This is a genomic window from Pseudomonas bananamidigenes (genome assembly GCF_001679645.1).
In the GTDB taxonomy this organism is placed as follows: Bacteria; Pseudomonadota; Gammaproteobacteria; order Pseudomonadales; family Pseudomonadaceae; genus Aquipseudomonas; species Aquipseudomonas bananamidigenes.
This window is the reverse complement of record NZ_LRUN01000046.1, coordinates 59,153-77,471: the sequence shown is the minus strand read 5'-3', so window position 1 is coordinate 77,471 and position 18,319 is coordinate 59,153. Positions and strand designations below refer to the sequence as shown.

The 18,319-nt window shown below is 59.2% G+C and carries 18 protein-coding genes; 12 read left to right on the top strand and 6 right to left on the bottom strand.

What is annotated here, in order from left to right; all coding sequences use genetic code 11:
- Nucleotides 1-71: 71 nt before the first annotated feature.
- Together BBF94_RS16750 and BBF94_RS16745 are read left to right on the top strand one after the other, a co-directional pair.
- Nucleotides 72-1,616, top strand: a complete 1,545-nt coding sequence (locus BBF94_RS16750; RefSeq protein WP_065260093.1) for a class I SAM-dependent methyltransferase — start codon at nt 72-74, stop codon at nt 1,614-1,616.
- A 195-nt stretch (nt 1,617-1,811) separates the two neighbouring features.
- A complete protein-coding gene (locus BBF94_RS16745) occupies nt 1,812-3,347 on the top strand; it encodes a sensor domain-containing diguanylate cyclase (RefSeq protein ID WP_065260092.1) in 1,536 nt (511 codons plus the stop codon).
- 62 nt (nt 3,348-3,409) lie between these two features.
- On the opposite strand, the gene BBF94_RS16740 is transcribed toward BBF94_RS16745, so the two are convergent.
- Nucleotides 3,410-4,087 (bottom strand): type 1 glutamine amidotransferase domain-containing protein, encoded by a 678-nt coding sequence (locus BBF94_RS16740; protein WP_065260091.1) that lies wholly within the window; start codon nt 4,085-4,087, stop codon nt 3,410-3,412.
- Between the two features lie 210 nt (nt 4,088-4,297).
- On the opposite strand from BBF94_RS16740, the gene BBF94_RS16735 reads away from it, so the two are divergent.
- Nucleotides 4,298-4,882, top strand: coding sequence for a TetR/AcrR family transcriptional regulator (locus BBF94_RS16735; RefSeq protein ID WP_065260110.1), 585 nt, complete (start codon nt 4,298-4,300; stop codon nt 4,880-4,882).
- Nucleotides 4,883-4,886: 4 nt separating this feature from the next.
- On the opposite strand, the gene BBF94_RS16730 is transcribed toward BBF94_RS16735, so the two are convergent.
- The gene (locus BBF94_RS16730; protein ID WP_065260090.1) at nt 4,887-6,143 is read right to left on the bottom strand and encodes a PucR family transcriptional regulator; all 1,257 of its coding nucleotides are present in this window, start codon (nt 6,141-6,143) and stop codon (nt 4,887-4,889) included.
- Nucleotides 6,144-6,391: 248 nt separating this feature from the next.
- Between BBF94_RS16730 and BBF94_RS16725 the strand changes: the two genes are divergently transcribed.
- From BBF94_RS16725 to BBF94_RS16715, 3 genes are read left to right on the top strand one after another with little or no spacing between them, the layout of a single operon-like run.
- Nucleotides 6,392-6,661: a YtcA family lipoprotein gene (locus BBF94_RS16725; protein WP_065260109.1), complete on the top strand. Its 270-nt coding sequence runs from the start codon at nt 6,392-6,394 to the stop codon at nt 6,659-6,661.
- Nucleotides 6,662-6,670: 9 nt separating this feature from the next.
- Entirely contained in the window at nt 6,671-7,723 is a 1,053-nt protein-coding gene (gene mdtN, locus BBF94_RS16720) for a multidrug transporter subunit MdtN (RefSeq protein ID WP_065260108.1), read from the top strand.
- Nucleotides 7,720-9,729 (top strand): FUSC family protein, encoded by a 2,010-nt coding sequence (locus BBF94_RS16715; protein ID WP_065260089.1) that lies wholly within the window; start codon nt 7,720-7,722, stop codon nt 9,727-9,729. The genes mdtN and BBF94_RS16715 overlap by 4 nt, the downstream gene beginning before the upstream one ends.
- On the opposite strand, the gene BBF94_RS16710 is transcribed toward BBF94_RS16715, so the two are convergent.
- Together BBF94_RS16710 and BBF94_RS16705 are read right to left on the bottom strand one after the other, a co-directional pair.
- The gene (locus tag BBF94_RS16710; RefSeq protein WP_065260088.1) at nt 9,726-10,664 is read right to left on the bottom strand and encodes an AraC family transcriptional regulator; all 939 of its coding nucleotides are present in this window, start codon (nt 10,662-10,664) and stop codon (nt 9,726-9,728) included. The two genes, BBF94_RS16715 and BBF94_RS16710, sit on opposite strands and share 4 nt — an antisense overlap.
- 21 nt (nt 10,665-10,685) lie before the next feature.
- Entirely contained in the window at nt 10,686-11,519 is an 834-nt protein-coding gene (locus BBF94_RS16705) for an oxidoreductase (RefSeq protein ID WP_065260087.1), read from the bottom strand.
- A 188-nt stretch (nt 11,520-11,707) separates the two neighbouring features.
- Here BBF94_RS16705 and tspO point away from each other — a divergent pair, with 188 nt between their 5' ends.
- The 4 genes from tspO to BBF94_RS16690 all read left to right on the top strand — a co-directional run bounded on the left by tspO (nt 11,708) and on the right by BBF94_RS16690 (nt 14,553).
- Complete coding sequence (gene tspO / locus BBF94_RS16700; protein ID WP_065260086.1) at nt 11,708-12,151, top strand: tryptophan-rich sensory protein TspO; 444 nt, start codon at nt 11,708-11,710, stop codon at nt 12,149-12,151.
- Between the two features lie 9 nt (nt 12,152-12,160).
- On the top strand, nt 12,161-13,135 hold the full coding sequence (locus BBF94_RS16695) for an alpha/beta hydrolase (RefSeq protein WP_065260085.1): 975 nt from the start codon (nt 12,161-12,163) through the stop codon (nt 13,133-13,135).
- A 156-nt stretch (nt 13,136-13,291) separates the two neighbouring features.
- The gene (locus BBF94_RS27655; protein ID WP_141676593.1) at nt 13,292-13,621 is read left to right on the top strand and encodes a hypothetical protein; all 330 of its coding nucleotides are present in this window, start codon (nt 13,292-13,294) and stop codon (nt 13,619-13,621) included.
- A gap of 128 nt (nt 13,622-13,749) precedes the next feature.
- Nucleotides 13,750-14,553, top strand: coding sequence for a serine protease family protein (locus BBF94_RS16690; protein ID WP_065260084.1), 804 nt, complete (start codon nt 13,750-13,752; stop codon nt 14,551-14,553).
- A gap of 243 nt (nt 14,554-14,796) precedes the next feature.
- Here BBF94_RS16690 and BBF94_RS16685 read toward each other — a convergent pair whose 3' ends face one another.
- Nucleotides 14,797-15,234, bottom strand: a complete 438-nt coding sequence (locus tag BBF94_RS16685) for a hypothetical protein (protein WP_065260083.1) — start codon at nt 15,232-15,234, stop codon at nt 14,797-14,799.
- Nucleotides 15,235-15,821: 587 nt separating this feature from the next.
- Between BBF94_RS16685 and BBF94_RS16680 the strand changes: the two genes are divergently transcribed.
- Nucleotides 15,822-16,184 carry a DUF6124 family protein gene (locus tag BBF94_RS16680; RefSeq protein ID WP_065260082.1) on the top strand — a complete coding sequence of 121 codons (363 nt, stop codon included), beginning with the start codon at nt 15,822-15,824 and terminating at the stop codon, nt 16,182-16,184.
- 134 nt (nt 16,185-16,318) lie between these two features.
- Here BBF94_RS16680 and BBF94_RS16675 read toward each other — a convergent pair whose 3' ends face one another.
- On the bottom strand, nt 16,319-17,275 hold the full coding sequence (locus BBF94_RS16675) for a GlxA family transcriptional regulator (protein WP_065260107.1): 957 nt from the start codon (nt 17,273-17,275) through the stop codon (nt 16,319-16,321).
- Between the two features lie 106 nt (nt 17,276-17,381).
- Here BBF94_RS16675 and BBF94_RS16670 point away from each other — a divergent pair, with 106 nt between their 5' ends.
- Nucleotides 17,382-18,176 carry an SDR family NAD(P)-dependent oxidoreductase gene (locus BBF94_RS16670; RefSeq protein ID WP_065260081.1) on the top strand — a complete coding sequence of 265 codons (795 nt, stop codon included), beginning with the start codon at nt 17,382-17,384 and terminating at the stop codon, nt 18,174-18,176.
- Nucleotides 18,177-18,319 lie beyond the last annotated feature (143 nt).

Sequence of the window (18,319 nt, the reverse complement as noted above, 5' to 3'; positions counted from 1 at the left end):
TTTTGCGCTTGTGAATCGCCCTGAGTACCCCTATAAGTGCCGTTCCCACTACCAAAATAAAGGGTGCGCGCATGAGCAATGCCTGGAACGAAGGTTATTTCACGGACGAAGGCTACACCTACGGGTACAGCCGGGAAATCAATCCGGTTTTCCAGCGTTATTGTTTGTTGCTTCGCGGTTTTGCCACGCTTGAGGGCAGCGACGGTTATCACTGCGAACTGGGCTTTGGCCAGGGCGTGTCAATCAATATCCATGCCGCCGGTAATCCGGGGACTTATGTCGGTACCGATTTCCATCCGGGCCAGGCCGCCCATGCGATTGGACTTGCGAATGACTGGGGCAGCGATGCGCGGCTGTATGACGACAGTTTCGAGCAACTGCTGGCCCGCCATGACCTGCCGCAGTTCGACAGCATCAGCCTGCACGGCATCTGGACCTGGGTCAGCCGGGACAATCACAAGCTGATCGTCGAATTTGTCCGCCGTCATCTCAAACCGGGCGGTCATGTGTACATCAGCTACAACTGCTTCCCGGGCTGGTCGCCCATGGCCCCGTTGCGCCAGTTGTTCAGCCTGCATGACCGCTTCGCCGCGCAAGCGTCTGCACGGCCGGACCAGCGTATCGACGCTGCGCTGCAATTTTCCGAAGCGCTGTTGGCGGCCAATCCCAACTATGCCGACTCGGTGCCGGGGCTGGACGCCAAGTTGCAGAGCATCAAGGGCCAGAATCGTCAGTACGTGGCTCACGAATACTTCAACCGCGACTGGAACTGCATGTACTTCACCGACGTGGTCCAGGCCATGGCCCCGGCCAAGCTCGACTACGCCACCACGGCTGTCCCACTGGATTCGGTGGACCCGCTCAACCTGACTGCCGAAGGCATGGACTTTCTGGAAGGCATCGAGCATCCGGTCATGCGCGAGCAGGCGCGTGATTACTTCGTCAACCAGAACTTCCGTCGCGATCTCTACGTCCGTGGCGCTACCCGTCTGTCCGCCTCCGAGCACCGAGAGCGCATGCTCGGCACCCGCTTTGTTCTGATGCAACTGGCGGACAGTGTTGCGGGCAGCGTCACCGGGCCGGCGGGCTCGGCGACCTTGCAAGCGGAAATTTACGGCCCGGTGCTGGAGGCGCTGGCGGACGACGCCTATGTGCCGAAAACCCTGCGCCACTTGCTGGAAGCTACGCAGTCGTTGAGTTATGGCGATGTGGAGCAAGCGCTTAATGTGCTGATCGGAATGGGCGCCGTGGCACCGTGCCAGAGTGAAGCGGCCGAGGCACAGGTGCAGGCGCGCTGCAGCACTCTCAATCTGCAACTGTGCAGACGCTCGCTGTTCGACCACAAGATTCAGGTACTGGCCAGCCCGGTCATTGGCGGTGGCGTGACGGTCAGCCGCTTCCAGCAGTTGTTCCTGATTTCGATCAAGCAAGGCAAAACCCGTCCGGCCGACTGGGCACTGCTGGCCTGGGGCATCATCGGCGGTCAGGGTGAAGGCTTGCTCAAGGACGGCAAGGCACTGACCACCGCCGAAGAAAACCTTGCCGAACTGACCGAACAGGCCGAGGCATTCGCCGAGCGTTCACTGGTCGTTCTCAAGGCACTGAAAGTCGTTTAGCGACAATACGTCTTTCGGGATTGGGGTTTTTATCGAACCGGGCGATCAGCGAACAGTTCATCGAGGAGCCGACACGCCGTTGCTGCGCCGTCGATGGACTGCTTGTATCCTGCGCGGCCCCGAACAGACGGTCGCCGATATTGCCCCGGTCCGACAACGGCCATGAGGGAAACGGACTTTCCAAAAGGTACTGATGTGAAGCGTGATACCCACCTCGTGATGCTGTTGCTGTTGATGATCGGCTGCTCCCTGGCGTCGCTGACCATCTGGAAGGTGCTGAGCTCTCGGGAACAGGCGCTGGACGAGGTGAACGTCCACGGGCTGAACCTGACCCAGGCGCTCGCGACTTATTCCGAAGGCATCGTCCGGCAGAGCTCGCTGCTGTTGCTCGGGCTCGTCGAGCGTCTGGAAACCGAGGGCAGCGGCCCCGCGCAGATCGAACGCTTGAGTGCCCTGGTCAAACGTCAACAGCCGCTGATGCCGCAGCTCAGTGGCGTTGCCGTCTACGATAAACACGGCCGCTGGCTGATGTCCTCCAACCGACCGATTCCGGCGGGGGCCAACAGCAGTGACCGGGCCTACTTCATCCATCACCGCGACGATCCCTCCCGCGAGCCCTTCATCGGCCCGCCCATCCGTAGCCGCTCGAATCAGGAGTGGGTGATAACCGTGAGTCGCCGCTTCAATGACGCGCATGGAGATTTTGCCGGTGTGGTGGCGGTCACCCTGGGCGTCGAGAACTTCCTGCGGCTGTTCGGCAAGCTCGACGTCGGGCAGGAGGGGGCCATCGGTCTGTCCTATACCGACGGTACGCTGCTGGTGCGTTATCCCTTCCGCGAACAGGACATGGGGCGCAATTTCTCCAAGTCACCCATCTATGCGAAGTACCTGGTGGACCAGTCAGTGGGCACCGCATCTTTCACGTCCAGCCTTGACGGGGTGGAGCGGCTCTACGCGTTTCGCAAGAGTGAAAAGCTGCCGCTGATTACCACGGTCGCGCTCGGCAAGCGCGAAGCCTTGGCGGCGTGGCGACTGGAGGCGCTTTTGTCGCTGGTGGTGGTTGCCTCGTTGCTGGCGCTCACGGGCGTGATCGGCTGGTTTCTGATTGTCGATATACGTCGGCGGACCCAGGTGGAAGGGGAGTTGCGGCTCACCCAACAGCAGCTGCTCGGTTCCAATCGGCAGCTGGAATTGCTGGCGAGGAAAGATGCGCTGACCGGCCTCGCCAATCGCCGCTGTTTCGATGAAACCTTGGCCATGGAAGCGCGCCGGGCACAAAGGGACGGGGCGACACTGGCCCTGCTGATGATCGATATCGACTACTTCAAGCTGTTCAACGATTCCCAGGGGCATGTGGCCGGCGACGCCTGCCTGCAACGGGTGGGGAAGGTGCTTGAGGCCTGTGTGCGGCGACCGTCGGACCTGGTGGCGCGCTATGGCGGGGAAGAGATCGCGATCATCATGCCCGACACGGATGGCGAGGGGGCGACGGTCGTGGCGCAACTGATTCTGGAGCGACTGTCGCAAGCGTCCATTGCTCATCCGGCGAGCCCGTTCGGCAGGGTGACGGTCAGTATCGGCGTCACCGCGGCGGCCGGTCCGCAGCTTGCAGAGGTACAGGCGCTGATCGAGGCGGCCGATCAGGCGCTGTACCAGGCGAAATCCACAGGGCGGAACCGGATGGCAAGGCGTGCTCCCGGCGAAAGTGCCCATTCAGCACAACCCGTGTGAGCCTGCTGAACGGGCCGATAGTGCGCGACGCACGTCTTTCGGATGGATGACCGCTGAAAACGTCAGCCGAGCAACGTCAACAGCTTCTCGGCAACAGCGGCGGAACTGGCGGGATTCTGGCCGGTGACCAGTTTCCCGTCGGTCACGACGTGTACCTGCCAGTCGGCAGCTTTGGAATACCGTGCGCCGAGGCGCTGGAACTCGTCCTCGACCAGGAACGGCACCACATCCGTCAGGCCGACCGCCGCCTCTTCGGAGTTGGTGAACCCCGTCACTTCACGTTCCCGGACCAGCGGCTTGCCGTCGGCACCGAGCACATGTCGCAGCACGCCCGGCGCATGGCAGACGAAACCGTGGGGTTTGTTGCTGCGGGCGAAAGCTTCGATCAGGGCAATCGAATGCTTGTCTTCGGCCAGATCCCAGAGCGGACCGTGGCCACCTGGATAAAACACGGCATCGAAATCTTCGGCACGGACATCGGCCAGACGCCCGGTATTTGCCAGCGCTTGTTGCGCCGCCGGATCCTTGCGGAAGCGGTCGGTTTCGGCGCTCTGGGCGTCAGGTTCGTCGCTTTTCGGATCCAGCGGTGGCTGGCCGCCGGCGGGCGAAACCAGCGTGATATCGGCGCCGGCATCCTTGAAGGCGTAATAGGGCGCGGCGAACTCTTCGAGCCAGAAGCCGGTTTTCTTGCCGGTGTTGCCGAGTTGATCGTGGGAAGTCAGAACCATCAAGATTTTCATAGAGCACCTTGGGTGGGTCGGGAGTCGTGGCTGTGCGAGGGATTCACACAGGGCCGACACCGGGGAAAAGTTTGTCGGGGCGCAGCTTAGTTTCCAATTAGACCAGTCGTCTAGTGATTTTTTATCCGCATGTTTTTCATGGACCGGTGTGGCAAACTCCCGTTCCTTCGCATTAAACGACTGGTCTATTGCCTGGTAATCCGCGCCCCGATGAAACCGACCTACGACGACACCCGCCAACACCTGCTCGACACCGGCCACCGGATGATGGCCGAGAAAGGCTTCACCAGTGTCGGTCTGAACGAAATCCTGCAGACCGCCGGCGTGCCCAAGGGCTCGTTCTATCACTACTTCAAATCCAAGGAGCTGTACGGCCAGGCGCTGCTCGAGGATTACTTTGTCGGTTACCTCGCCGAGATGGAGCGGCGCCTGACGCTGCCCGGCCTGAATGCCCGCGAGCGTCTGATGGATTACTGGCAGGGCTGGCTGGATCGCTGCACGCTGGAAGGGCACGGCGACGAGTGTCTGGTGGTGAAGCTCAGTGCCGAGGTGGCCGATCTGTCCGAAGCCATGCGCCTGACCTTGCGTGATGGCGCCGAGCGCGTGGTGGCGCGCATCACCGCTTGCATCGAGCAAGGCCAGAGCGAAAACAGCCTGCCCGACGGCGATGCCCGGCAACTGGCGGAGACCCTGTATCAGCTGTGGCTGGGGGCCAGTCTGTTGAACAAGTTGCAACGGACCGGGCAGTCGCTGAGCACGTCGATGGCGACCACCCGGCGACTTTTGGGCGCCTGAGCGTCTAGCGCTCCTGGCCCTTGCTGATCGAGTGCCGGCGCAGCTTCAGGGCCGTGTCCAGCCGGCTGATCCAGTTGATGTCGTTGAGATCCGCTCCCAAGAGGGTTTCGATCCGGGCGGTGCGGTAATTGAGGGTGTTCGGGTGAATGCCCAGCGTCTTTGCCGTCTGGGCGCGGTGACGGCCGCTTGAGAAAAAAGTTTCCAGTGTCAGCAGCAGATCGGGTTCATGACTGAGCTGTTCGATCAGCGACATCAGGTATCGGAGGGTGTTGTCGTGGCTGCGCACGCTGTCTTCGATTAGCACGCTGGAATAGCGTCTGACCCGTGCTTCGGCCCCGTCGACAGGGAACAGGTCGATGGCCTTGATCGCTTCTTGTGCCGTGCCGATCCAGCCGGCGATCCCCTGATTAAGCAGACCGATGCCGATACCACGCAACGACGGCAGCAACGCCGGCAGTGACGCGGCGCTGTCGCTCAGGCGCTGGTCGCATTGCGTGAGGGTTTCGCCTTTGATGCCCGGCAGCCAGATCACCAGTCTGTCGCGGTACCAGACGCGGATCAGTTCCTTGACCGGGATCTTCAGGTGCCGGGCAACCTGCAGGGTCAGGCGGTCGAATTCATCTTCACGCTGCAACGGCTGGACAGGACGCAACGGCAGTTCCAGTGCGAGGGCCACGCGGGGCGTGCTGGCGTCCAGGCCGAGGGCCGACAGGGTTTCCTCAAAGCCTTCGGTATCGTGTGGCGCATGCAACAGGAAGTGATAAAGCCGCTGGTGCAGGTGTTCCCGCCAGCGAACCTTCTGAATCTGTTCTTCCAGATACGCCTGGACCACTTCTTCGGCAATATCGTCGAAGAAGTCGAACATGTAGCCGGAAATCTGCGACAGCAACTCTTTGCTTAATGCATCGTCGTCTCTGGCGAGCTCCAGATAGCCGCTCCAGATCCCGCGAACGCCCAGACTGAAACCGCGCATCAACGATTGCAGAGGCACGCCCTGATGGACGCGCCGGCAACCGATTTCCCGCAGCGCACGGCGAGTGTCCGGTGACAACCCCTCGCCGGTCAGCAGTGTTTCGCACCACAGGCGCGCGGTGTAGCTGAGGGAGTTTTCCAGATCCTTGCGGGCTTCGGGCGTGAGATCCTTGTAGCCTGCCATCCCGTTGAGCTGGCTGTTGATCTTCGCAGTGAGCAGGGAAGGGGTGTTCGCAAACTCGCGGGTGATCGTCGCAAGGCGAGCGCTGAGGGTGGGAATGGGCGTCATTGCGTTCACCTTTTTGCGCCTGGAAGGGTCGGTTTGACTCGTTGGCGAGTGTCTGTGCGCGCTCTATGTTCTTACGTTCAACAGGCCGGTTCAACAACGCTTTCAGCCCGGTTTCCCGGTTGTTTCCTGTCACAACGAAGTTGTGTTTTTTTCCAATATCGGGACCGCGGACGGATCGGTAAGGTGCGCAGGTCAATTCCTTGCCCAGAGGTTCCGGTTTGCGTCAGTCGTCACTTGCGAAGGTCGGCATGCCTTCATTCGATCCCGTCAGGCTGGCACTGATCCCCGTCGTTCTACTGCTCAGCGGCTGCTCCACATCCCCCTCGCTTGTACTGTTCGGTGCGGCATTTCCCGACTGGTTGTTCTGCATGGTCGGCGGCGTTGTGGCAACCACGGCGATCCACGTGATCCTGGGCAAATGCTCGCTGCGCGAACGCATTGCGCCTCTGGCACTGAGCTACCCGGCGCTGACCGGACTCCTGGCGATGCTGTTGTGGCTCGTCGTCTTCCACCGATGAATGACCGCCATGAATAAAACCGACGCAAAACCACGTGCAAGCCGTGTACCGGCGCTGCTGATCGTTCTGGCAGCGCTCCTGCTGCTGGGTTATGTGCTCTGGCAAACCGAAACCCGGCCGAGCACCGACGATGCCTATGTGTACGCCGATACCATCGATGTCGTTCCGGAGGTCAACGGCCGGATCGTCGAAATGCCGGTGCGCGACAACCAGTGGGTCAAGCAGGGCGATCTGTTGATCCGCATCGATGCACGTCCGTATCAGGACGCGCTGGATCAGGCCAGGGCGCGGCTGGTGACCCTCAACCATCAGATCGGCTTGACCCAGCGCAGCGTGAACGCCCAGCAATACGAGGCCGCATCGGCGGTGGCGTCGGTCGAACGGGCGAGGGCGCAGGCCACTCAGTCCAACGACACCCTTCAGCGTCTGGAGAAACTGCTCGCCAAGGGCTACGTGTCCGTGGAGGCCGTGGATCAGGCGCGCACGGCGCAACGTTCGACAGCTGCCGAACTCAACGCCTCCCGATTACAGGCCCAACGAGCCTCCGCTGCCGTCAGCGGTGTGGATGCGCTGGTGGCGCAGCGGGCCGAGGTCGAGGCGCAGATCTCCCTGGCCGAACTGAACCTGGAATTCACCGAAGTGCGCGCGCCTTTCGACGGACGAATCGCGTCTTTGCGCACCACCGTCGGCCAGTTCGCCTCGGCCTACAAACCCATCTTCACCCTGATCGATACGCGCCATTGGTACGTGGTGGCGAACTTTCGCGAGACCGATCTGAAAGGCATCAAAGCCGGCACGACCGCCACGCTTTATTTGTTGGGCGACACCGGCAAGCGCTTTCAGGGGCGGGTCGACTCGCTCAGTTTCGGTGTGCTGCCGGATGACGGCGGAACCGTGATCGAAGGTCTGCCGCGTGTGCAGCGCACCATCAACTGGGTCAGGGTTTCGCAGCGGTTTCCGGTGAAGATCTCGGTGCAGGATCCGGACCCGGAGCTGTTCCGTATCGGCGCCTCCGCCGTCGCCGTGTTGCGCCCTGACGAACCGGCCAAGACTGGCCAATGAAACACTCGGCGCAAGACTGGAACCGGGGCGGTCTGGAGCGCCTGTACCGGTTTCTGGTCGATGAACTTCAGCCCTATCCAGGTCGTATGAACCTGCTGTTGCGCACGCTGCTGGGCAGTGCGCTGGTGATCGTCATTTCGATGACTTTGCAGGTGCCGTTGCTGGCGCTCTCGCTGATCGTGGTGTTCTACGTGACGCAAACCAACGTAGTGCTGACCCGTATGGTCGGGATGCTGTTTCTGGTCGGCGCGACACTGGCCATCGGCTTGACCATCCTGCTGCTGAAATTCACCTACGGCTATCCGCTGCTGCGTATTCTCGGCGCTTGCGCGCTGTTTTTCTGCAGTGCGTATCTGATTCGTGTGACCCGGATCGGCGTGGTGTTTTTCGTGGTCGGCATTGTGGTGATCTACGCCCAGACCTTCGTCGACCTGACCGATCAGGCCGAGGCGGTTTTGCGTCTGGTGCTCTGGGTGTGGGTGGCGGTCAGTTACGCCATCGGCCTGACGCTGTTGGTCAACACGTTGCTGTTGCCGGCGGAGCCTGTCAGGCAATTGCAGAATCATCTGCGCTCCCAGTTGCTCACGGTTGCCCGGTGTCTGAGTGGCGAGCAGAGCGGGGCGGCGTTGGGTGCCGCCGCGATTCAGCGCAGCGTGTTGGCGTCGCAACAACTGTTGCGATTCGCCTGTATGCGCGACACTGATTTTCGCAGTCGGCAGACTGCGCATCTGGCACGCATCAGCAGTATTTCCCGGCTGTTGACGCTCGCCGCTCAACTGCCACCGCCCACAGCGAATGCACGGGCCACCGAGTTATTGCGTCAGGCCGTGCTGGATCTGGAAGCTGCTCTGGAAACGGGCCATGCGCCCGAAGGATTGTCTGCACTTGATCAAATCGACACGACCGGTCTGCCCGGCGTGTACGAGCAAATGCGCCTGGAATTGTTGTCTTTTCTCAATGTGCAGACGGCTGACAGCATTCCGGAAACCAAGCCGAAGAGCGCACCGATGTGGGTGCCGGATGCCTTCGAAAACCCGGTGTACACGCAGTTTGCCGTCAAGACGCTGCTGGCCGCCTCGCTGTGTTACCTGTTCTACATGGGTACGGACTGGCAAGGCATCCACACCATCATGCTGACTTGCCTGATCGTCGCTCAACCCAGCCTCGGCGCGACCGGCATGCGTGCGACGTTGCGTGTAGGCGGTGCGCTGGTGGGCAGCGCTTTGGCATTGGCGATGGTGATTCTGGTGGTTCCGCACATCGACGGAATCGTTGGCCTGTTGTTCATGTCGTTGCCGGTGATTGCGCTGGGTTCCTGGATCGCCGCCGGCTCCGAGCGAATCAGCTACGCCGGTGTGCAGATCGTGTTCACCTTTGCGTTGGCGTTGCTGGAGCAATTCGAGCCCAGCACCAACCTGACGGAGATTCGCGATCGCATCATCGGTGTGCTGCTGGGTGTCGGGATTTCCCTGTTGATTCACGCCTTTTTGTGGCCCGAGGCAGAAGGTGAAACGCTGCGTCAACGATTGGCGACGTTGGTAAACCAGCTCGCGAACTCACTGAACACGAGACGAAAAGCCGACGACGCGCCCCGTGACTTGCGCATATGGAACGAGTTGGCCGACTGCCAGGCGATGGTGGCCCGCGTGGCGTTGGAGCCGGGGTGGCAGGTTGCCGAGAGTCATCAGGAAGTGTTGGTCTTGCGCATGCAGGAATTGCTGGTGCGACTCAGAACCATCGCCATGGCAATCGATGCGCTGCAAGTGGAACTGGCTCACGGTCAGTCCCAAGGCGAGGCCTGGCTGGCATCCCTTGAACTGTGCAACGAAACGGCCACCGTGCTGGGTGACTACGCGCAGCAACTGAAGGGACAGCAGGGCTTTGCGGTTGCGAGCGGGGCCCTGGAACGCTTGCGGGAATACGCCAGCGCAAGGCTGGCGGACGATGAACTGAAAGCGCGTTTTCTTCAGTTGCTGGCAAGCGTGGAAAACCTGCCTGCCCGTTAATGCGACGAAACATACTCCGAGGGCGAAGTCGGCGCAGGCAAGGCATACGTCGCCTTCATCCATTCGATCTCCGCCTGCGGCGTTCTGCCAAAAAAGCGTTTGAACTCGCGACTGAATTGCGAGGCGCTTTCATAACCCACGTTGAACGCCGCTGCCGAAGCGGTCATGGCATTGCGCAGCATCAACAGCCGCGCCTGATGCAGGCGTGTCGACTTCAGGTATTGCATGGGTGAGGTGTCCGTCACGCCGCGAAAGTGCAGGTGGAAATTCGGCACACTCATGCTGGCTTCGTGGGCGAGTTGCTCGACGTCGAGGCGCTCCTGATAGCAACTGTGGATCTTGCGGATCGCCCGGATCACCTTGCCGAAATGCCCCTGTCGATTGAGCGCGGCACGCATCGATCCACCTTGTTCGCCGGTCAGAATGCGGTAGTAGATTTCCCGCAGCAGCGATGGCCCCAGTATCTGCGCGTCACCCGGGATGCTCATGGCTTCAAGAAAGCGCAATGTCGAAGCGCGGAGCTTGTCGTCCATCGGTGAGGCGTACATGCCCTTGGGGTGCGCATCGCTCGGGCCGTGCAGGTCATCCACTTGCTGCATCAACTCGCTGGCCAGGTGGAAATCCAGATGCATGTAGATCGCGAGCATCGGCTCAGCCTCTGTGGCATCGGTTTCCATGGTGAAGGGGATGGGCACCGACACCACCAGATAATGCTGGGCGTCGTAAACATAAACGTCTTCGCCCAGATACCCGCGTTTGCGTCCCTGACAAAGGATCACGATGCCCGGGTCGTACAGCACCGGTGTGCGGTTGAGTGGCCGGTTGGAGCGCAGGAAGCGGACACTTTCAAGTGCACTCAGGTTGTAGCCCTCGACCGGTGTAAGGGTTTCCATGAGTTGCACCATGCGCGAGGTGCCTGGGTCGGCCTGCTTCATTGCGTTCTCTCTATTGGCCACTCAATGGTCGGTGGAGCGGGTCAAGGCTTCCCACTGATCGATCTCGCTGGCTGCCTGTTGGAGCTTTTCACGCACCAGGCGCAGCGCGTCACTGCCCAGGAGCACATGTGCCGGTGGTCTCGGGCTGGCGATAATCTGCAACATCGCCCGCGCCGCTTTTTGCGGATCGCCGAGCTGCTTGCCGCTTTTTTCTTCGCGCGCCTTGCGTACCGGGTCGAAACTGGCGTCGTAGTCGGCAATGCTGCGCGGCGTGCGCTGCATCGAACGACCGGCCCAGTCGGTTCGAAATGAACCCGGCGCCACGGCAGTCACGAAGATATTGAAGGGCGCCAGCTCCTTGCTCAGCGTATCGGAGATGCCTTCGAGCGCAAACTTGCTGCCGCAGTAGTAGGCGATCCCCGGCATCGTGATCGTGCCGCCCATCGAGGTGACATTGATGATCTGGCCCGCACGCCGCTTGCGAAAGAACGGCAGAAACGCCTTGATCACGGCGACCGCACCGAACACGTTCACGTCGAACTGACGGCGCATCTCTTCCAGCGGCGACTCTTCGAAGATGCCTTCGTGACCGTAACCGGCGTTATTGATCAACACATCGACCGGGCCATGAGTCGCCTCAACTTCGGCAATGACGTCGTCGATCCGCTCGAAGTCCGTGACATCCAGCATTACCCCGTAAGCGTTATCCATGGACAGCGACTGAAAGGCGTGCAGGTCAGCTTCCCTGCGCACAGTGCCGATTACGCGATGGCCGGCCGCGAGTGCTTCCCTGGCCAGCGCATGGCCGAAGCCGCTGCTGACGCCGGTAATGAACAGGGTTTTGGTGGTGGACATGACGGGCTCCGGTGAATGAGGTTTCAGCTCATGGTAGCCATCGAAGAAACGCCCACCTATGTCGGTTTGTCTTTGAACATTGCCTATTCCTATCAGCGAGGCGAGGGCCACCCGATGAACTTTTTGCATGGCTTCAGGCATCCAAGCAGAACCAGACTCAACGCGCTGATATCAGCCAAGGACAGACGATGACCTTTCTAATTTTCCTGTTGGCCTGCGGTGCGGCAGCGAGCACCGGGATGATTTTCCAGCCGGGCCCGTGGTACCAATCGCTGGTCAAACCACGCTTCACACCGCCCAACTGGGTGTTTCCCGTTGCCTGGACAACGATCTACCTGTTGCTCGCATGGGTCGGTTATCGCCTGACCCTGACCCCCGGCAGCGAAACGGTCCTCGCCCTGTGGGCAGCGCAAATTGCATTGAACACCTTGTGGACGCCGGTATTCTTCGGCGCCCATCGCCTCTTCGCCGGCATGCTGATCATCACGCTGCTGTGGCTGGTAGTCGCGGCGATGGTGGTGTTGGCCTTGCGCCTGGACGTGATCACCGGTTTGATCCTGTTCCCTTACCTGGCATGGCTGTGTGTCGCGGCGGCGTTGAATTTCTCCATACTGCGCAACAACCGCGGATAAAAAGGACGTATGAAGACATCAATGGACTGGCCAGCGGACGAAGACGAGTTGGCGCAATTGCGCGCCTTCAACAAGAAACTTGCCCGGCTGCCGCGCTTTCGCATCCGCAATCGCATCACACCACGGGTGATTCAGATGCTGCTTCGCCTCAGCCAATTGGGCGGCGCGAGAAAGTTGCGCAAGCTCGGGCTTGAGGCCGAACGCAAAGTGGTGAGCGTCGACGGCGCTTCAGTGCCGGTACGGATCATCCGACCCAAGACAAAAGCCAAAGGCGTGGTGCTGGATTTTCATGGCGGCGGCTGGGTCATCGGCAATGCGCAGATGAACGACCCCCTCAATATCGGCATGGTGAAAGCCTGCGACGTAGCCGTGGTCTCGGTCGATTATCGGCTGGTGGTCTCGACGCCGATTGAAGGCGTCATGGAAGACTGCCTCACGGCGGCCCGCTGGCTGCTGAGCGATGACTGCCACGAGTTTGCCAACCTCCCCGTCATCGTCGTGGGCGAATCCGCCGGCGGCCACCTCGCCGTCGCAACCCTGCTGCAACTCAAACAATGGCCGCACTTGCTCAAACGGGTGAGCGGGGCGCTGCTGTACTACGGCGTCTACGACCTGACCGGAACCCCCAGCGTACGCAACGCCGGGCCCGAGACCTTGCTGCTGGACGGGCCGGGGATGGTTGAAGCGCTGCAAATGCTCACGCCGGGATTGAGCGATGAACAACGCCGGCAGCCGCCGCTGTCTCCGTTGTACGGCGACTTCACCGGGTTTCCGCCGGCGTTGATGTTTGCGGCGGAGCTGGATCCGCTCAGGAATGACACGCTTGAGTTGGCTGAGCGTTGGGGTAGGGCGGCGGAGGTTGAAGTGCATTTGTTGCCGGAAACGGCGCATGGGGTGATTCATTTTCCGCTGGGGTTGGCGGGGAGGGTGGTTGGGTATAGTCGGGGGTGGGTTGGGGGGCGGGTTGACTTCGGCTGCTCATGAATGTCCGCTATCGGCCAGTAGCGGACACTGGCTTTAAGGTCCGCTTTAGCTGCTGTAATCTATGCGAAGGCTCGTTGATCAATTCTATAGATTGCCATCTACGGGAATCAGTACCTTTAGACTAATCATATTTAATAAGAGTAGACATGGAACGTTATGAAAAATAAAGACCTTCTCCGGCTTAAAGAAGCAATATCGTTAGCAATTGAAATTGGGAAAAAGGCAGACTCTGAATATCCTGATGATAGTGGCAGTTGCAATCTTGATAGTGTTGCCATAAAAATGAAAGGCGTTCGTCAGTCTGCGATAGATAGTGCTGGATTGCCTGGCTATCTCGCCCCGGCGAATTCTAGGCACACAAGAAGGCTTTACTTGCCGAACCCATCTTCAGGTCAAGCAAATCGCAGAACAGAAACAGCCGAAGCCATGGCTAACTCTCTAAAAGAACAAGGTTTTGAATGCTACGTTCATTATCAAACTGATTAATTAATCGGCAGAGAAGGGAGGCTGATTTATTTTCTGAGAAATAAATCAGTCCCATTTTTTGATTAGAATCCGTTTTCTGAAAATAAATTCTTCCGCTTTATTCTGCACTTTTTCTAAAAAGGAAAATTATGTCGATTTACTTACCGTTTAGAGAAGATAATTTCTTGGAGTACGTCGATGAGGTGATTAAAAAATGGGGGCAGTGCACAGCTCCGTTGTTTATTGAGCAGGTAAGTAAAAGCGGAAAAATTACTGGAGCCGCTGACCTGATTGGCTCCAGTTTCTTCGCAGCTCGGCGAGGACACTATTTTCTGGTATCAGCTGCGCATGTCTTTGATGACCAAAATCCACTGCGTAAGTTCGGCGTCAATGTAAACGGAAAGGGTGCATTACTTAATGGCATTCCTATTGTCCGATGTAAGATCGACGATATCGCTGTAGCCCTACTGCCTGAGGCTTGGTTTTCATATGCGAAGATTGAAAGGCTAAAAGCTGTTCCTCTTGATGATTCTGTAACTCACTACTCCCCAATCGGAATTTGGGTAGCAATAGGATATCCCGCTTCAAAAAACGGGCTTAACCCGCGTCTCAACAAGACCCAAATCGTTACTCATGGCACAAGCTTCACTGATCGAATTGAGCGACCTTCCGCTAAGTCGCACATCTCGAACCCTGTTGGCTTTCGCTTCGACAAGAAGCGGGTAATCAATACCAAGATGGAGCCTGCAAATCCCCCATGCTTCAGTGGAACCAGTGGTGGACCGGTATTTGAGGTGCTGGCCGCCGTAGATAATCACGGATCATTTCGGTGGAAATGTCATTTAGAAGGTGTGTTTCTTGGGTGGCATAACCGTGAAAAGGAAGCCCATGCAGCTCGCGTGCAGCCGTTAAAGAATTTAATGGATCAGATCATTGACCATGTGAATAAGTAGAGTTTTAAATTCCGCTATTTGCGGATAACAACGCTAGGAGCACGCGAGAGAGGCAACGTCATAAAACTTGGTGAGCAACTTGACAGTTTTCTCCTGAACCTGACCATAAATGAATGGCTGCTAATGGCTGGGGATTCAACCGGTCACTGACGAACAACCATAACCGCCCAGAAACGGCTAGGTAATAGAGCGCCCATCGAACACGCTCAATATCTCTTACCTCAACAGGCCTTATCAAAGGGATCAACGCTTTATTCCACGCACTGCATTCCGGCAATCCAGTAACAGGTCATCCAGAAAGGGAGTGATTTCCAGCAATTCCATGAGGCCCCCGAGCTCTACAGCAGCCGTTCTGATCGGCGACCAATCGTCGTGATCAAATATGAACCAGTCATCGCAGTGAAATGCTGCTTCGCTCAGGTCATTGCATAGCTCCCAGGTCGCCTGTAGCCGTGTTTTGATCTCTGTTGGCAATGCGCTGCCGCAGATTGAAAGAACTTCGTTCAACGGCAGCATCATTTCAGACCAGGCTTCACATGCCGGGCAGTAGGGGATTGCGTTCCGCTGTGAATCCGCAGGAAGTGCCAGAAATTGCAGGGCCGGGATTGCCTCGCACACGGCGAGCACTCGCTTGTGCTCATCCTGGCCGTACCACTCCCACAATGTCGTTGAAAAACCCATCATCAAACTCCAGAAAACCAATCCAGCCGAACGGTCTGCGACGAGGCTGCTCAACGCGCTCAGGCTGTTCTCGCTCAGATCGAACGATTGCTCAGGGTTGTGGATTCAACCAGTGGACTCAATTGGTCGCAATCGCGTATCTGAAGTTCTTCCAGTTTGCACCGCAGCAAGAAAGGGGGGGGGGGGAGTTCATTTTCGGAATCCGCCCTCATTTTTTCCACCGGTTTAACCCTCCAAAAATCCCCGTTTAAAAGACACCATCCGTAACGCCCTCAAGGCTACACAGCCTTGCGTCATTGCCTACGACTACGCCAGAATCCGCCGGCTTGTGCGTCTGGGACGCGGGTTTTATCGTTTTCGGGTCACTGAAAAACAGTGATCGGGTTTGGTAGCCCGGTTCCCCATATGACGCATAACGTCACCTAGCGCGGATGCCTTTCGGTATCTGATTTATGGTGGCCATGCGCAGGGCGTCTTCGGGCGCGCCGGATTTTCCATATGGGCCGGTCTACCAACCTTCGTATGGCCACCACCCCTCGTTTGGTAGCGAGAGTGATGGCTCCTTAAGTCCCATATGGAGTTTCACCATGATCAAACCAACACCCAACCCACCCGAAACCGACCCGGTTTCCCCCTACCAATTCCCCGATTCCCGAACCCTGAACGAAGCCGCCGAACGCGCCCTCGATCATTACCTCACCCCGCAACAACGCATCATGGGCAGTCACACCACACACGACCCCATGTTCCTGGCCAACCCCGCCTACAACAGCGAATCCCTCCTGGCCAATGCCTGCGAGTCCCTTGATTCCGCCAGCGAAATGCTCAGCAACTTCGCCGCGATCCTGGAACCCGGCCACCGCAAAACGGCGCTGGGCATTGCGCAAGTGGTGATGGTCGCGGGGCTGGCGGTGAATCAGGCGTTGGATCATGTCGAGGTGAAGACGTGATCGGTTGATGGCAGTCGCTCAATAGTGGGAAAGAAAATGGCCGAGGTTGTCAGGTGTAACTGACGACCTCGGCCATATTTTTTCTGCACATATCGACGTTCGAACAAAGGGGACGCCTCGTCAGTCCGCGATATCTACACTTTCCCCTCCACTTGCCGCGCATCCCGCCGCACCGCCTGTGGAGGCACGCCGAAGCCTCGAATGAAGGCTTCACGCATATGGCGCCGATCGCGAAAGCCGGATTCGCTGGCGATAACGTCGAGGGAATGTCGGCTCTGTTCGATCATCAATCGAGCGGCCTCCAGGCGCAGGCCTTCGATGGCTTTGGCGGGGGATTGGCCGGTTTCTGCGCTGAATATGCGGGTGAACTGGCGAGGGCTCAAATGCGCCACGCCGGCCAGTTCTTCGACGCTGAGCGGTCGGCTCAAATGCTGGCGTGCATAGTTCAGTGCGCTTTGGATGCGGTCGGATTTGGGGGCGAGGTCGAGCATTTCCGAATGCTGCGACTGGCCGCCGGAGCGGTGCTGGTGCATCACCAGTTTGTGCGCCACCGAACGGGCGGCATCGGCGCCCAGATCCTTCTCCACCATGCCGACGGCGAGGTCGAGGCCGGCAGTCATGCCTGCCGACGTCCAGAAGGGGCCGTCGACGATATAGATGCGGTCGACGTCGACGCTGATTTCGGGGTGGCGCTTCTGCAAGGCCTGCGCGTAGGCCCAGTGGGTCGTGGCGCGGCGACCGGTCAACAGGCCGGCTTCAGCGAGGATGAAACCGCCGGTGCAGATGCCGACGGTGCGCCGGGCCTGACTGCCGGCCTGGCGCACGAAATCGAGCACAGCAGAGGCCGTTTCGGTTTTTACCGGATCGTTGACCCCGACCACGATCCAGGTGTCGGCCAGTCCGGGCGCCTCGAGCGGGCGGGTTTCCATGGCCAGCCCCAGCGAGGAACGCACCGTGCCGCCGTCCGACGAGAAGTTTTCGATGCTGTAGAAGGGGGCTTCGGCGATCTGATTGGCGAATTCGAATACGGCTTGAGTCGCCAGGGAGAGCACCTGAAAACCGTCAGTGAGCAAGTAGCCGATGCGATGCATGGTGATTTCTCGAATGTCCTGAATCCATACCATATACGTCATTTGAGATATGGCCAAGCCGTCGCATCCTGTTCTCCAGCACTTCCCATAACCCTGGAGACTCGACATGACTCAATCCCGCCTCGGTACCGCCCTGATCACCGGCGCTTCGTCCGGCATCGGTGCCATTTACGCTGAACGCCTGGCCCGCCGTGGCCATGACCTGATTCTGGTCGCACGAAATCGCGACCGCCTGAATGTCCTGGCCAAGCGCCTGAGTGAAGAAACCGGCCGTCACGTTGAAGTCCTGGCGGCCGATCTCTCCGACCGGGCCGATCTGGCACGGGTCGAAGCGCGGCTCAGAACGGACAGCAACATTTCTGTGCTGGTGAACAATGCCGGGGTTGGCGCGACTCAGCCCTTGCTGGAGTCGGACGTCGACAAGCTCGAAGACTTGCTGACGCTCAACGTGAACGTGCTGATGCGCCTGACGTATGCGGCGGTCCCGGGTTTCGTTGCCCGTGGCGGCGGCACGTTGATCAACATCGCCTCGATCGTGGCCATCGCCCCGGAGGTGTTGAACGGTGTTTACGGCGGGTCCAAGGCGTTCGTCCTGGCGTTCAGCCAATCCTTGCGGCATGAATTGGCGGACAAAAATGTCCGGGTCCAGGTGGTGCTGCCGGGCGCGACGGCCACCGAATTCTGGAGCGTGGCCGGCACACCGCTGGAGCATCTGCCGGAGGCCATTGTGATGCGGGCGGACGACATGGTGGACGCGGCACTGTCCGGCCTCGACCAGGGTGAGTTCGTCACCATTCCGGCACTTCCCGAGCTGGCCGACTGGAGTGCCTACGAGGCGGCGCGCCAGAAGCTCATGCCTGACCTGTCGCGCAGTGCACCGGCTGCACGCTATCGCGACTGATAACGAACAAAGGGGCGAAATTACGGGGTGGAGTTCTCGTTCCGCAGGCGTCAGGCTTGAACGATCGTGCAGAACTCCTATGATGCAAAAGGCTTGCGCCTGCGCCTTGCAAACGGCGACGCCCCCATCGTTTCCCAGAGAGA